Raw genomic sequence first — 14,512 nt, forward strand, 5'->3', positions numbered from 1 at the left:
GTTTTTTTCAGGCTACCTCAATCTACAACGGTACAACGACTACGAGCTCATTTTTCATTGACTCTGAAGTGTCTATTGACAGCTTGTTACGCAAAGGGTGTCCGAAAACATCGCATTCGATCTCAAACACATCTCCATCATGAGTCTTGATGCCTTGAGATGCACTTAGTACTGCAGCACCGAAAAAGTGTACGTGTATATCACCAGGACGTTTGTGCGCTGAATATTTGAAGTGATGATGTTCTAAATTAGCAATTGAATGGGACATGTTTTCCTCACCTGTCAGGAAGTTTTCGCTCCACAATACCTTGCCGTCACGAATAATTCGCCCTGTACCTCGCACATCCTGTGGCAGCATTCCAATTCTAAGCTCGGGTCCTATTGCACACTGGCGTAGCTTCGAATGGGCTAGATATAAATAGTTTTGTTTCTCCATTACATGGTCTGAAAACTCGTTGCCCAAAGTAAAACCAATTCGTAGAGGGGTGCCGTCGTCTGCTATGACATACATTCCTGCAATTTCCACCTCTTCTCCACCATCGTCGGCGTAGCATGGTTGTTCAAGTGCCTTACCGGGTAAGACGAGACAACTTGCGTCCCCTTTATAAAACCACTCAGGTTGCACACCAATAGAGTCTGGATGCGGTCGCCCCCCTTCCAGACCCATTTTGAACATGCGCATTGAGTCCGTCATTTGCTCATCATTTTCTAACTTCGCGTGCATATTATTTCGTGCTTTAGCACTTCCTAAATGCGTCAAGCCTGTACCTGAAACTAGGCAACGTGAGGGTTCTGGATGATCAAGAGGTATAAGAAGCCGATCCTTAGAGATTAGATCACCTACATCAACGCATTCATCGCTTAGTGATGATGCGACCAACTCCATCAGAGGAATATTTTTTCGATGTGCTGTCAGCGCTAATAGGCGTACTGATTCGTACCCATTCACTATCTTATGGGAGGTTTCTCCATCTAAAGCTGCAGCAATCCGATGATAGCCCTCATTATCTTTAAACTGAATTAGTCGCATCTAATCACCTTTAGCTTTGAAGTTGTTGGCAAGCCACTTTAATTCGCTGAGTTGCCTCGCTGATTACCTCTGGAGGCGCTGCAAAGCATATTCTGAAGCATGGTGAGCATCCAAAAGCCTCGCCCGGAATTACAGCAACGTTTACTTGCTTAAGTAAGTAAGCTGCAAAGTCTGCATCGGATTGAATTTGAGTGCCATCGGGTGCTGTCTTACCAATAAGACCATCAATGGCAACGAATGCATAGAATGCTCCCTCTGGGGTGATGAAACTTAGGCCTTCTACTTCCTTTAGTCCAGTTACGAGTGCATCCCGCCTCTTTTGAAGAGAATCACGATGCTGATCAACGAAGTCTCTTGGTCCGTTAAGTGCGGCAATTGCAGCCGCCTGACTAATCGAAGATGTGTGTGTAATTGTCTGTGATTGAAGTGCATTAATTGCGTTAATCAATTCAGTAGGGCCTGCTACATATCCAACACGCCAGCCCGTCATGGCGTATGCTTTAGAAACTCCATTCAGGATAAGCGTCCGTTCACGCAGGGAAGGAACTACAGTTACGATAGAGGTTGCACATTTGCCATCGAATGCTAAATGCTCATACAGTTCGTCTGATAACACCCAAACATGTGGGTGTCTTTCAAGTACATCACCTAATGCTCGTAGCTCTTGAGTGGAGTACGTTGCCCCTGTAGGGTTATTAGGAGAGTTCAATATCAACCAGCGCGTACGTGGGGTGATTGAGGCTTCTAATGCTTCAGGTGAAAGTTTGTATCCATTGTGGGATGTCGTTGGCACGACTACTGCCCGTCCTCCTGCTAGGTTGACCATGTCGGGATAAGACACCCAATATGGTGCGGGAATAATAACCTCATCATCTTGCTCCAATGTTGCTTGAAGTGCATAAAAGATGAGTGGCTTTCCACCACACCCTACAGTGACCTGTTCAATTGAAAACTCAAGATCATTCTCACGAGCGAACTTCGCAACAACTGCTCTGCGAAGCTCAGCTGTACCTGCTACTGCAGTGTACTTAGTCTCTCCCGCTTGTATCGCTGCAATAGCTGCTTGTTTCACGTGCTCGGGAGTATCTGGCTCCGGTTCTCCAATAGATAAATTAATAACGGGATGGCCCTCTGCCACCAGTTGCTTTGCTAGTTGACTTACTACATCGGTAGCCGATTGCCTGATCGAACGGACGCGCTGATTGATAATTGTCATATTGTCTAACTCACTATAATTAAATTGGTCAAGCTTCTATCCAAGCGATTTACTACATGTGTAGATCATCACTCTGTTCATTCTCTGTCCGCCTGTAGACGTTTTAAAAATTACAACCCTGCAAAAAATGACATATAGATAGAATAAGACTGCTACGGTTAGTAAATTCACCATGAACGCCACAGTCTCTGTGTGGTGTGCTGATGATTTGTCAATGCGATAGCTGGTGATAAACCATCATGGTACCTAAGACTAAACTAGCCTTAGGTATGGGCTTATACTGACAACAGGTTTGTAAAGCCTGGTACACATTATTCACCCAGTGCTGAGAAAAATTTTGCTAAATTAATTTGTTTTTTTGTTAATATTTGGATGTTTCTTCTAATTTTTTAGAGGTGTGTATGAGCTACAAAACCGTGGGAGATCTCGATCGGATTGATCTTCAGATATTAGAGACACTTCAGGCTAACGGTCGGTTGACCATGGCTGAATTGGCGGAAAAAGTTTCTCTGTCACAGTCACCTTGCTGGAGGCGTGTACAACAATTGGAGCAGGCTGGTTTTATCGAGGGCTACCACGCACGACTAAGTCGGAAGCTTTTGGGGTTAGGAGTACATGGATTCGTGAATTTACGTATGAAAGATCACTCCCCTGCTACTGCCGCGGCATTTGAGCGCCAAATTGTGGCCTTAGCCGGGGCTATTTCCTGTCAGAATCTTTCTGGTGGTTACGACTATCAAATTGAACTTGTGGCTGCTGATCATGAAGCCTTTGCCAAGTTAGTGAGGGAAATACGATCTGTTGCTGGAGTATCCGAGGTGTATACCAGTTTCACTCTTCATGAGATTAAGAGTGGTGGTGCTTTACCCATTGGTTGAGCTTGATCTGGAAGGCTATTGCTTATAATCCTGCTAAACATCTATGTGATGGTGTTTGGATGCATTGCTCTAATATAAATTTGACAATATGTGGCCTAGATTGAATGTGGCCCAGTAAGTCGCAGTGTGCTCTAAGAAATTGAAATAATCTTCTAAATTTTCAAATTTTTATACTTTTTTTTAGCAAATTTTTCCTGATTCATGGATGGATAATACGACTAGTGTTGGGAGGTAAGCTGCCTAGGTAGAGTTGATAGTCATGCCTACCCGAGAAAAGTCAATCTTTGAAGGAGGTTATATTTTGCAGACATACACAACTGGTTTATTTGTCGGCCGTGCTTGGTCTCTGACTGAAAAGGGCCCCATCTTGATCACCATAAAAGATGGGATGGTATTTGATATTACACATCCTTCCATTCCAACAACACGAGACCTGCTGGAATTAGATGATCCTGCTGCTTGGATTGCGCAAGCTAACGGCAAATGTCTTGGTAAGCTCTCTGAACTGCTGACTAACAAACTAGAAGGTGTCAGGCTACTCGCCCCGTGTGATTTGCAAGCTGTAAAGGCCTGCGGGGTTACCTTTGCTCGTTCAATGGTCGAACGTGTTATTGAAGAGCGCGCTGGTGGTGATCCTGCAATTTCTGAATCAATCCGTAGCAGGATTGCTACCTTGATTGGAGATAGTCTTCGCAATATCAAAGCTGGTTCTGAAGAGGCTATGCGTGTCAAAGCTGCACTGATTGAGGAGGGTATTTGGTCTCAATATCTGGAAGTGGGTATTGGTCCAGATGCCGAGGTATTTACCAAAGCTCAAGCCATGTCAGCGGTCGGGCATCTCAGTAATGTTGGGCTTCATCCTATTTCTACTTGGAATAATCCCGAGCCCGAAGTTGTACTGGCCGTAAATAGCCAAGGTCAGATCAAAGGAGCGGCTTTGGGTAATGATGTAAACCTGCGAGATATTGAGGGACGTTCTGCTCTACTGCTTGGCAAAGCGAAAGATAACAATGCTTCTTGCGCAATTGGTCCTTTCATTCGTCTATTTGACTCCACCTTCAATCTAGATGATGTCCGTAATGCAGAGATCGACTTGCTGGTCGAAGGTGGGGATGGCTTTGTACTTAAAGGGCAAAGTTCAATGTCGCAAATCAGTCGTGATCCAGTTGATCTAGTGGCTCAAACGATTGGCAAGCATCACCAGTATCCTGATGGTTTAATGTTGTTTATGGGAACTTTATTTGCCCCGATAGAAGATCGTGATGTGGTGGGTCAAGGTTTTACCCATAAGATGGGTGATGTGGTCACTATCTCCAGTCCGAAACTGGGCAGTTTGCAAAATATTGTCCGTCTATCAACTGAATGCGACCCTTGGATATTTGGGGTTTCTCATCTGATGAGAAATCTGGCTGCTCGTGGGCTGTTGAAGAATGAGGAATTAGCATGAGTTTGCATAAAAACTATATTGCCGGGGAATGGGTAGGTTCAGACGGAAATCCAAATATCAACCCGTCCAATACCAATGAAGTGGTCGGTTTATACGCTTCTGCTTCTGTAGTCGATACCCAAGGAGCCATTGCGGCTGCAAAAGCAGCTTTTCCGGCTTGGTCACGTAGCGGTATTTTGACAAGACAAGCGATTCTAAAAAAAGCTGCTGATGAGATTTTTGCGCGCCGTGAGGAACTGGGTGCTTTGTTATCGCGTGAAGAAGGGAAGACTCTCGCAGAGGGTATTGGCGAAACCATCCGGGCTAGCCAGATTTTTGAATTCTTTGCAGGGGAATGTTTGCGCTTGAAAGGCGAAAGTGTTCCCTCAGTTCGCCCAAATATTGGCGTGGATATGACTCGCGAGGCAGTGGGTGTAGTTGGGATTATTACCCCATGGAATTTCCCTATTGCCATTCCTGCATGGAAGATCGCTCCTGCGTTAGCATATGGCAATACCGTGGTATTTAAGCCTGCGGATTTGGTGCCTGGGTGTTCGTGGGCAATTGTGGATATTCTTGTGCGTGCGGGCTTGCCACACGGCGTGCTGAACTTGGTGATGGGTAAAGGCTCAGTGGTCGGTCAGACGATGCTAGATAGCCCGGATATTAATGCCATTACCTTTACAGGTTCTACCAATACAGGCAAGCGCGTTGCGATGAGTTCCATCGAGCACAATCGCAAATATCAACTGGAAATGGGGGGGAAAAACCCATTTGTGGTACTAGATGATGCCGAGCTAGACGTTGCGGTAGAAGCTGCTGTGAACTCCGCCTTTTTCTCTACAGGACAGCGCTGTACAGCTTCGTCACGTATGATTGTAACCGAAGGTATTCATGATCGTTTTGTCGAAGCCGTAGTAACTCGTCTCAATGATTTGGTGATTGATGATGCGCTAAAAGCGGGTACTCATATTGGTCCCGTGGTCGATGCTAGCCAACTCAAACAGGATCTGGATTACATCGCTTTAGGACAGTCGGAGGGAGCCAAGCTAGCCTTTGGTGGGCGAGTACTAAGCCGTGAGAATCCAGGCTTCTATCTACAGCCGGCACTATTTACCGAAGCAACCAACCAGATGCGTATTTCTCGAGAAGAAATCTTTGGTCCAGTTGCATCGATCATCCGGGTAAAAGACTACGAGGAAGCGCTGCAGGTAGCCAACGATACGCCATTCGGCTTGTCTTCAGGCATTGCCACCACTAGCCTCAAATACGCTACCCACTTTAAGCGTAATGCCGAAGCTGGCATGGTGATGGTCAACCTACCAACGGCAGGCGTGGATTTCCATGTGCCATTTGGTGGGCGTAAAGGATCTTCTTACGGATCACGTGAGCAAGGTAGCTATGCTGTTGAATTCTTCACTACTGTTAAAACGTCATATACTCTTTCTTAACATAAGCTCTCATTCTTTCGGATGATGTCTCGGCATCCTGACTATCCCCTCTGCCTCAGTGTGGAGGGGTGAAGGAGGATGGGTACTTCATCTAGTTCTATCTAGCTAGTGGCAATAAACCTCACACTAACCTCCCTGTCGTTCATATCTTCCCTGTCCATATTCTCCTTCCCAAGTTTTTCTGTTTTTTGATCAGTGTGTAGATATAAAAACTGGTCTCCTCAGTAATGCATATCCAATATGTAATTAATGGATTCTTAGCAAAATAATGCAAAGCGAATGAACCAGAATAGTACTTCGCATTTAGATAATTTATCCCTAGTTATCAATGAAAAAATGCTCTTGAAGTGATGGGGTGGCAAGGGGTTATTTTTGTGCAAAATTTATCTAAAAATTTATGTTATTTCGAAAAACATTCCAAAATTTAATATTTTTTGAGCTGATAATGGTAAAAAATATTACCGAAAGTATCGAATAATGATTGAAGTTTTTAAATGCATTGCAGATGAATTATAGGATTAGAAGCGAGCTTTAAGACTGTGAGTGGGAATGTTCACTATGTGGGTATAGTGATTTCATATTAAGAAATACGCCGATATGTTCAATATTAAGTAACGAATTGAAGAGGGTTTCATGAAGAAACGATTATCTGGGAAACGGGCCCTTGTTACTGCTGCAGGACAGGGTATTGGACGTGCTGTAGTAGAAGCTTTTCTTGATGAAGGCGCGATTGTAGTTGCAACTGATTTAGATATTCAGTCGCTTCAATCACTTGAGAGTAATCGGAATCTACATATCAAACAGTTGGATGTTACAAATCATTCAGATATTTCAAACGTAGTCACTGAGTTTGAGTTTTTTGACATATTGTTTAACTGCGCTGGGATGGTGCATGTTGGCAACATATTGGACTCAACTGAGAATGAATTGGATGTTGCGTTTAATATTAATGTGAAAAGTCAATATCGCCTATTAAAGTCAGTATTGCCCGGAATGTTGGAAAAAGGCTGTGGTTCAATAATAAATGTTGCCTCAATTGTTAGTAGTGTAAAAAGTGCTCCAAATAGGTTTGTTTATACATGTACAAAAGCTGCTGTCGTTGGTCTAACAAAAGCTGTTGCGGCGGATTTTGTCAGCAAAGGAATACGGTGTAATGCAATTTGTCCTGGGACTATTGCAACACCCTCGCTAGATGAACGAATAAAAGATCAAGCCACATTACTAGGTGTTAGTGAATTGGATGTACAGAAATCATTTATGGATAGGCAGCCAATGAAAAGGCTTGGAACACCACAAGAGGTTGCTGCATTAAGTGTTTATTTAGCTAGTGATGAATCGTCATTTACAACCGGTACTGTACAAATTATTGATGGTGGCTGGTCTAATTAACAAGGAAGCTTAGATGAAACTTATTAGACATGGCGTGAAGGGGTCTGAAAAACCTGCTTTTGTGCATACCGATGGAACTGTAAGGGATTTAAGTGGGATTGTTGACGATATTACTAGTGAATTATTTGTAAATGGCGAATTGGATAAACTATTAGAGGTTGACCCCCTAGAACTTCCAGTTGTGGATTTGGATCGGATAGGGGTTCCTTGGGTTGGTGCAGGGAAATTTATTGCGATTGGTCTAAATTATGCAGACCATGCTGCGGAAGCAAATATGCCAATTCCGCCTGAGCCAATAGTATTTAGCAAAATGCTCAGCTGTATGAGTGGCTGTAATGATCCTGTTGTATTACCTAAAGGTTCTACCAAGTCAGATTGGGAGGTCGAGCTTGGTGTTGTAATTGGAAAAAGAGCTAGATATGTCACCGAGCAAGATGCACTTTCATATGTGGCTGGCTATTGCATCGTTAATGATCTTTCAGAGCGGGAGTACCAACTTGAGCGTGGGGGTACTTGGGATAAAGGCAAGGGGTGCGATACCTTCGGACCTATTGGCCCTTGGCTTGTAACAAAAGATGAGATTACAGACCCCCAAAATCTGCATATGTGGCTAGATATTAATGGTAATAGAGAGCAGGTCGGTAATACAAAAACTATGATCTTCAGTGTAGCTCATTTAATAAGTTACTTAAGTAAATTTATGACCTTAGAGCCTGGTGATCTAATAACTACTGGTACACCCCCTGGTGTTGGAATGGGTAAGAAACCTTTTCCTAGATTTCTTAAACCAGGTGATGTCATAACCTTAGGTATTGAAAGACTTGGAGAGCAGCGTCAGGTAGTTTATGAATGGGATGAAAAATTAATTGATATTTAAACGGTAATTTAAAGCTGTTCATTTACTACAATTTTTTATGGTTTTTTCAGAGGAGAGTGTATTACTATGCGCAAATCAATCAAATATTTCTCAGCATCTGCTGTTCTTTCTATTTTGACTCCACAGCTGTTTGCTGCATCTGCAGGTGAGGTGATCGTGAAGCTTGGCCAAGCTTCACCATTGTCTGGTTCTATTGCGCACACTGGTAAAGATATCGAGTCAGGTGCCAAACTGGCTGTTGAAGATTTAAATGCAAGTGGTTTGGTTATTGCCGGAAAGAAAGTTAAGTTTGAACTTATATCCGAAGATGATCAGGCTGATCCAAAGATTGCAACGCAAGTTGCCCAGCGTCTAGTTGATGCAAAGGTGGCTGCTGTTATTGGGCATACTGGGTCAGGAACCTCCATTCCTGCATCACGACTATATTCCGATGCTGGTATTCCTCAAATCTCTCCATCTGCAACAAATCCTGCCTATACACAGCAAGGTTTTAAAACTACATTTCGTATGATTGCTAATGATAAGCAACTTGGTAGCGTTTTAGGGAAATATGTAGTTGAGAATTTGAAGGTTAAACGTGTTGCTATCATTGATGATAGAACCGCATATGGGCAAGGTTTGGCTGATGAATTTGAAAAGTCAGTTAAGTCTTCGAACGGTAATATTGTCAGACGAGAATATACTACAAATGCGGCGACTGATTTTACCGCTATTCTAACCTCTATAAAGGCAAACAAACCTGATTTGATCTTCTTTGGTGGACAGGATGCTCAAGCTGGTCCTATTGCCAAGCAAATGAAGTTACTTGGCATTAATGCCAAACTAATTGGTGGTGATGGAATGCAAACTCCTGAACTAATCAATCTGGCAGGTGACGCTGCCGAGGGCGTTTATGCCTCTGTAACTGGGTCGCCAAGAGAAAAAATGCCTGGGTTTTCTAAGTTTGAATCGAAATTCAAAAATCGATTTAAGACAGAAATCTTAGTATTTTCTCCATACTCTTACGATGCAGTACATGTAATTGCCGATGCAATGAAAAGAGCAAACTCGACCGATAATAAGAAGTTTTTGCCGTTCATTGGAAAAACTAATCTGAATGGAGTGACAGGAAATATTCAATTTGACTCAATTGGTGATCCTAAGCGTGGGTTTGTTACAATTTATCAGGTAAAAAATGGTAAGTGGACTGTAGTTTTTGCCAAGTCATAATTTGATTTTATTGCAAAAGAGGGCGTTGCTCTCTTTTGCTTTTTTCATTTTACTCTATCATGGTGTTAAATTGACATTTGATAACTTGGTGAATGACCTTAGTCGAACGCAACGGATTTCTTTGTTTGTAAATTCGTTCTTTATTGTTGTAGTGCTTTTGTTGGTTTTGATTAGTAATAAATTAATTGTAGTTAATATTCTACTTAACTTGTCGATTTTGATTGCTTGTTTTTTATTGATTTCTAGGTTGGCAGTTTGGATGGGGGTTGGTAGATTTGAATTTATTTCATATATTCTCTTGTCTGCGAGCATCGTAAACTTTTTTGATGGAATGTATGGTTTTGCAAGATTCGACGGTAATTTATATGTAATGGCAACTGCTTTGTCATTATTTGCGGTGATTCTGTTGTTTGGCTTTTTATACTTCGGTTATAAGTATGCATGGTGCGAGTTGGTTTTGCCAGTTTCTTTGGATGCTCAAAAAACAATAGCCCATAGTTTTGCCTCAAAGTCCTTGGCGTTTATGATGATCTCTGTTGTTGTTGTTTTGATAAAAATTTCAAATGCTACATTTGACTTAGACCCATTGCCAATGGATTGGCTCGTTTTTGCTTTTGCATCTGTTGTGCTGTTTAATAAAGGTGTATTGAATTCTATTTGTTCTTCTATTGTGTTTAATTTTTCATTTCTGATGCTAATTCATAGTGTTAAAACCTATACGCTATGATTTTTGATGGTTCCCCTCCTGTTGGCCAATGAGGTTTGCCACCACTAGATAGTGGTGGTTTTTTTTGTTCAAATGTTTATTACGTATAGAATAAATACGCGCTATGTCGAGCTTTTCGCGACGGAGCGGGAGTGAGGTAGCCTCGGGAGAGTTCTCTCGCCTTATCGATGCTTGAACATGTATGAGATGTTCTTCGACATCTCTAAAAGGCGGCTGCTTTCTTTCAGTGTTTGACCGACAATGGCTTCTACTACCGCCGGATCCGCGCCAGCGTTGATCACTTCACGTGCTGTTTTGTCGGCGGAGTGTTTAGCGCGTTCTGCCAGTGCTCGGATTTCCTTGGTCACGAATGCCGGGGCCAACTCAGTCGCAGCGCAGAACTCGGCCCATTCCGCGGCATCAAGATTTTCGGCATTAAATGCATCGCCAATTGCCATGGCGTATGAGTGCTCCAGTTTCGGGTAGATCACGGTGCTAACAAGATCGTAGGCTGGCGCCAGCATTAGCCAGCGCTCCCCTGTGAAGAAGGTGAGGTTCTTGGCGTGTGCGTCGGTATTCCCGATGATGATCTGGAAGATTGCCCAGCGCAGTAATGCGGCTTTTTCGGCGGCAGGAAACTTGGCAGCACTAAGTGCTGCGAACAATCCAGCGAAGGTACTACCATCGCGAATGTTGGCCACGTCACGGCTGTCGCCGTACGGACGTTCGTATTTGAACGCCGGCGGCAGGTTGAGTAGCTGGCAGCCGTCAATGACTGGTAGACGGCGCACTTCATCTTTCAGGCGCAGGCGGTCAAAGCGTCGAATGGCCAATACTGGTTCTGGCACATGGTGCAAGGATACTTCTGCGACCGGCAGCCCTACGCTGGCGGCCAACTTCATGCAAAAGAACTCATTCGAGGTGAGTCCGGCCATTGCTTCGTGCATAGGTTCCGGCTTGATGATGTGGGTCGATGCGAGTTTGGGCCCATCTACGAGAGACCACATTCCGTCATCGCTGTCAAAAACGGCGATTTTGTCCTGGTAGCCGGCAATGGATAACCGTACGCGCTGATCCCACACCGAGAACGGTATGCTAGCTCTGTCTCGGATGCGTTGTGAGAGCTCTTCGTGCGGCAGCTGCCGCATAATGTTTTGTTCAGCCTGAGGTGTAAGCAGATCAATACCGATGCGCAGTGCGCCGGCAGTCTCCATGCCCATACCGGCCAGCAAACCCAGCAGACTGGATTTTGAAACGTTGCATACGGCAGCAGCTTCGTCGAGTGCCCTCCCCTCTGGTAGCAGATTGTCGAAGAAGGCCTTGACGGTTGCGCTGTGCAGAAGCGAGGGCTGCACTTGTTCGAACCCTAGATGGGGCGATAGTGGAGAGCGGCCTGGTGTGTTGATCCAATCTGGCGAATACCTGAATGAATATAGATGGGTTGCATCATCATAGTGCAGGTGACCTACCTCATGAGTACCGATAAAGACTTCAAGTTTCATCCGAGGTCACCATCAGTGTGCTGAGTTGCTGTTTGAGTTTGTCGCGTTGGTGGTTGGGGACAACAAAGAGGGCGACCCCCATATGTTTAGCCACTTCCAGGATGCTGCCGATGGCGGTTCCATCTTTGCCTTGCTCAATACCCATATAAGTTTGCTTCGACATGCCGCAGAACAAAGCCGCTTGCTCCTGCGTCAGACCGGATTGCGTACGTGCGGCCTTAATCGCCTGCCCAAGATGGGATGGCGTCAGTATCTCTAGATCTGAGGGAAAGGGTATCTTGACGACGCGTTTCATCGAAACCACCTATAAGTCTATTATCTTAGGAATATAGATTGAAAGATCTATGCCGTCAAGTAAAGGTACATAATAGTACACTTTTAGGTTGGATATGTTGCTGCCTTATAAAAAAGAATGAAATATTAGGATTTAACGTCGTCAATTGCCGCAAAATACGACAATGAGCAGGTGACCTGCCCTGACAATAGTTGACATAACATCATCTAAATAGTGATCTATAATGTCCGAGCAGTGTTACCCCTGAAATTGAGTGACTCGCCGGTTACAAAGTCTGATCCTTCAAATCCCGCCTACCTTTTTAAAAAAAGCTTCAAGCCTAGGAAGCGGTTTATCGATCTTTACAGGCGGGATTCCAGCACGCCGAAATGGTGTTTGTAAATCGGCATGCAAAACTTTCCAGGTTCCCGGGGTAATCGGCATCCAATAGTTTCCACCCCGGGCTGTGCAACCATCCGGCTTTTTGCCGGAGAAACCTGGGGTGTTAACCATGGACCTTATCGCCGAAATCCGGCGTCGCCATCTCATTAGCGGCGAGAGCAATTCTTCCATTGCCACTAGCCTGAAGCTTTCCCGTCCCACCGTGCGTAAGCATCTGCGCACCACTGCAGCACCTTCCTATCACCGGCAGTATCAGCCATCTCCCAAACTGACCGCTCCATTCCAGAAGCTACTCACCACTTGGCTCTCGGTCGAACAGACCTTGCCCAAATCTCAGCGTCGAACGGCACAACGATTATTCGAGGGCTTGCAGATCGAAGGATATTTGGGCAGTTATGACTGTGTACGTCGTTTTGTGAAACGCTGGAAAGGAAACAATACACGTCCGTCAGTGACGCAGGCCTTTGTTCCGCTTCGCTTTGCACCGGGCGAGGTCTGCCAGTTTGACTGGAGTCAGGAGCAGGTCGACATCAATGGCACCTTACAGAAAGTCAAGGTAGCGCACTTCCGACTGGTTTATAGCCGACAGATGTTTGTGGTGGCCTATCCGCGCGAAACCTAGGAGATGCTGTTTGATGCGCATAACCGGGCATTTGCCTTCTTTGGCGGCGTACCGAAACAGATGGTCTACGACAACCTCAAGGCCGTTGTGCAAACCATCTTGATTGGCAAGGAGCGCCAGTTCAATCCCCGTTTTATGGCGCTAGCCAACCATTATTTGTTCGAGCCAGTGGCCTGTACGCCAGCATCAGGATGGGAGAAGGGGCAAGTAGAGAATCAGGTGGGCAACATCCGGGAATGGCTCTTTACGCCCAGACCTCGCTTTGCCTGCCTGACCGATCTCAATGATTGGCTGGCACTGCGTTGCCGGGAGCTAGCGAGTCGGCGCCACCCTACGGAAGAGCGGCCGATTGCTGAAGTCTTTGCGGAAGAGCGAAGCGCATTACGCGCTGTTGTTGCACCCTTTGATGGCTATCTTGAGGAGATGCTACGGGTGTCCAGTACCTGTCTGGTTCGCGTTGATTACAACCGCTACAGCGTACCCGCCGAGTTTGCGGGGAAAGCCGTATCTGTGCGCTTGGCGGCGTACCGACTGAGGATTGTGCACGACATGCAGATCATCGCCGAACATCCTCGGCAATTTGGCAGGAACCATCTGATATGCGCCCCCTGGCACTATCTGCCGGTTCTGGCCAAGAAGCCAGGCGCGTTGCGCCATGGCGTGCCGTTTATAGAATGGGATTTACCCATCCCGATTCGTCATGTCAGAGACCGCTTGCTCAAGCAGCCCAAAGGCGATCGTGCCTTTTTCGAACTGCTTCAACTAGCACGGGAGGCAGGTATGGAGCCACTGCAAGTTGCGTGCGAACTCAGTCTGGAAGCCGGCATAGTGACCGGCGCTATCGTTATGAATGAACTACGCCGTTTACTGACGCCTCCGCAGCCAGAGGTCATCAGCTTGCCCGAGCAGTTGCGACTGCGCAGCGAGCCACTGGCCGATTGCGCCCGTTATGACGTACTGCGCGGAGGTGCTCATGTCCTGTATTGACCATTTTACCCAGCTAAAATCGTTGCAACTGTATGGCATGGCGGCCGCGTGGAGTGAGTTATATGCCGAGAAGCCACGACAGCCCCCGGCTCCGGAGGCTTGGTTGGCACGGCTGATTGAGGCCGAACAGCAAGACCGGCAAACGCGGAGTCTGCGTTACCAGCTGAAGGCAGCGAAATTTCCGATCCATCGGGATCTGGCCGCATTTGACTGGACAGAAAGCTCATTGCCGCAAAGCCAGATTGAGCAACTGGCCAGTTCGAGCTTTATGGAAACGGCACACAACCTGATCTTGGTAGGGGGAACTGGTACCGGCAAAACGCACTTGCCACGGCACTGGGTATTGCTGCGATTCACCGAGGTAAACGGATACGCTTCTTCAACGCAATGGATCTGGTCAATCAGCTGGAGAAGGAAAAACAGATGGGCAAGGCAGGTAAAAAAGCATGGTGCGGATTACCGCCGTCAGTGGCGCAAGCTCCATTTAGGCATAGATGCAGAAACCCTGGAAATACGTGCGATGGAAGTCACTGACAATCGTAG

13 protein-coding genes and 2 pseudogenes are annotated in these 14,512 nt (G+C 45.7%); 11 read left to right on the top strand and 4 right to left on the bottom strand.

What is annotated here, in order from left to right:
• Positions 1-22: 22 nt before the first annotated feature.
• Together araD1 and LIN78_RS16525 are read right to left on the bottom strand one after the other, a co-directional pair.
• Complete coding sequence (gene araD1, locus LIN78_RS16520; protein ID WP_227181983.1) at positions 23-1,030, bottom strand: AraD1 family protein; 1,008 nt, start codon at positions 1,028-1,030, stop codon at positions 23-25.
• Between the two features lie 10 nt (positions 1,031-1,040).
• On the bottom strand, positions 1,041-2,246 hold the full coding sequence (locus tag LIN78_RS16525) for a pyridoxal phosphate-dependent aminotransferase (RefSeq protein ID WP_227181984.1): 1,206 nt from the start codon (positions 2,244-2,246) through the stop codon (positions 1,041-1,043).
• Positions 2,247-2,647: 401 nt separating this feature from the next.
• On the opposite strand from LIN78_RS16525, the gene LIN78_RS16530 reads away from it, so the two are divergent.
• The 7 genes from LIN78_RS16530 (at position 2,648) to LIN78_RS16560 (ending at position 10,203) form a co-directional block, all read left to right on the top strand.
• Complete coding sequence (locus LIN78_RS16530; RefSeq protein ID WP_227181985.1) at positions 2,648-3,124, top strand: Lrp/AsnC family transcriptional regulator; 477 nt, start codon at positions 2,648-2,650, stop codon at positions 3,122-3,124.
• A 301-nt stretch (positions 3,125-3,425) separates the two neighbouring features.
• Entirely contained in the window at positions 3,426-4,571 is a 1,146-nt protein-coding gene (locus tag LIN78_RS16535; RefSeq protein ID WP_227181986.1) for a fumarylacetoacetate hydrolase family protein, read from the top strand.
• Positions 4,568-6,001 carry an aldehyde dehydrogenase family protein gene (locus LIN78_RS16540; RefSeq protein ID WP_227181987.1) on the top strand — a complete coding sequence of 478 codons (1,434 nt, stop codon included), beginning with the start codon at positions 4,568-4,570 and terminating at the stop codon, positions 5,999-6,001. The genes LIN78_RS16535 and LIN78_RS16540 overlap by 4 nt, the downstream gene beginning before the upstream one ends.
• A 633-nt stretch (positions 6,002-6,634) precedes the next feature.
• Positions 6,635-7,390, top strand: coding sequence for an SDR family oxidoreductase (locus tag LIN78_RS16545; RefSeq protein WP_227181988.1), 756 nt, complete (start codon positions 6,635-6,637; stop codon positions 7,388-7,390).
• 13 nt (positions 7,391-7,403) lie between these two features.
• Positions 7,404-8,267 (top strand): fumarylacetoacetate hydrolase family protein, encoded by an 864-nt coding sequence (locus LIN78_RS16550; RefSeq protein ID WP_227181989.1) that lies wholly within the window; start codon positions 7,404-7,406, stop codon positions 8,265-8,267.
• Positions 8,268-8,333: 66 nt separating this feature from the next.
• The gene (locus tag LIN78_RS16555) at positions 8,334-9,476 is read left to right on the top strand and encodes a branched-chain amino acid ABC transporter substrate-binding protein (protein ID WP_227181990.1); all 1,143 of its coding nucleotides are present in this window, start codon (positions 8,334-8,336) and stop codon (positions 9,474-9,476) included.
• The gene (locus tag LIN78_RS16560; protein WP_227181991.1) at positions 9,463-10,203 is read left to right on the top strand and encodes a hypothetical protein; all 741 of its coding nucleotides are present in this window, start codon (positions 9,463-9,465) and stop codon (positions 10,201-10,203) included. Before LIN78_RS16555 ends, LIN78_RS16560 begins: the two co-directional genes overlap by 14 nt.
• Before the next feature lie 161 nt (positions 10,204-10,364).
• On the opposite strand, the gene LIN78_RS16565 is transcribed toward LIN78_RS16560, so the two are convergent.
• Together LIN78_RS16565 and LIN78_RS16570 are read right to left on the bottom strand one after the other, a co-directional pair.
• Positions 10,365-11,684 carry a HipA domain-containing protein gene (locus tag LIN78_RS16565; RefSeq protein WP_227181992.1) on the bottom strand — a complete coding sequence of 440 codons (1,320 nt, stop codon included), beginning with the start codon at positions 11,682-11,684 and terminating at the stop codon, positions 10,365-10,367.
• A complete protein-coding gene (locus LIN78_RS16570) occupies positions 11,674-11,979 on the bottom strand; it encodes a helix-turn-helix transcriptional regulator (RefSeq protein WP_227181993.1) in 306 nt (101 codons plus the stop codon). The genes LIN78_RS16565 and LIN78_RS16570 overlap by 11 nt, the downstream gene beginning before the upstream one ends.
• A gap of 490 nt (positions 11,980-12,469) precedes the next feature.
• Between LIN78_RS16570 and LIN78_RS16575 the strand changes: the two genes are divergently transcribed.
• The 4 genes and pseudogenes from LIN78_RS16575 to LIN78_RS16590 form a co-directional block, all read left to right on the top strand.
• Positions 12,470-12,982: a hypothetical protein gene (locus LIN78_RS16575; RefSeq protein ID WP_227181994.1), complete on the top strand. Its 513-nt coding sequence runs from the start codon at positions 12,470-12,472 to the stop codon at positions 12,980-12,982.
• Positions 12,983-12,985: 3 nt separating this feature from the next.
• Positions 12,986-13,969 carry a Mu transposase domain-containing protein gene (locus LIN78_RS16580; protein WP_227181995.1) on the top strand — a complete coding sequence of 328 codons (984 nt, stop codon included), beginning with the start codon at positions 12,986-12,988 and terminating at the stop codon, positions 13,967-13,969.
• Positions 13,970-14,006: 37 nt separating this feature from the next.
• A pseudogene (locus LIN78_RS16585) lies at positions 14,007-14,237 on the top strand (ATP-binding protein); the annotation flags it as partial.
• Between the two features lie 165 nt (positions 14,238-14,402).
• A pseudogene (locus LIN78_RS16590) lies at positions 14,403-14,512 on the top strand (IS5/IS1182 family transposase); the annotation flags it as partial.

This window comes from Leeia speluncae (genome assembly GCF_020564625.1).
Taxonomy (GTDB): Bacteria; Pseudomonadota; Gammaproteobacteria; order Burkholderiales; family Leeiaceae; genus Leeia; species Leeia speluncae.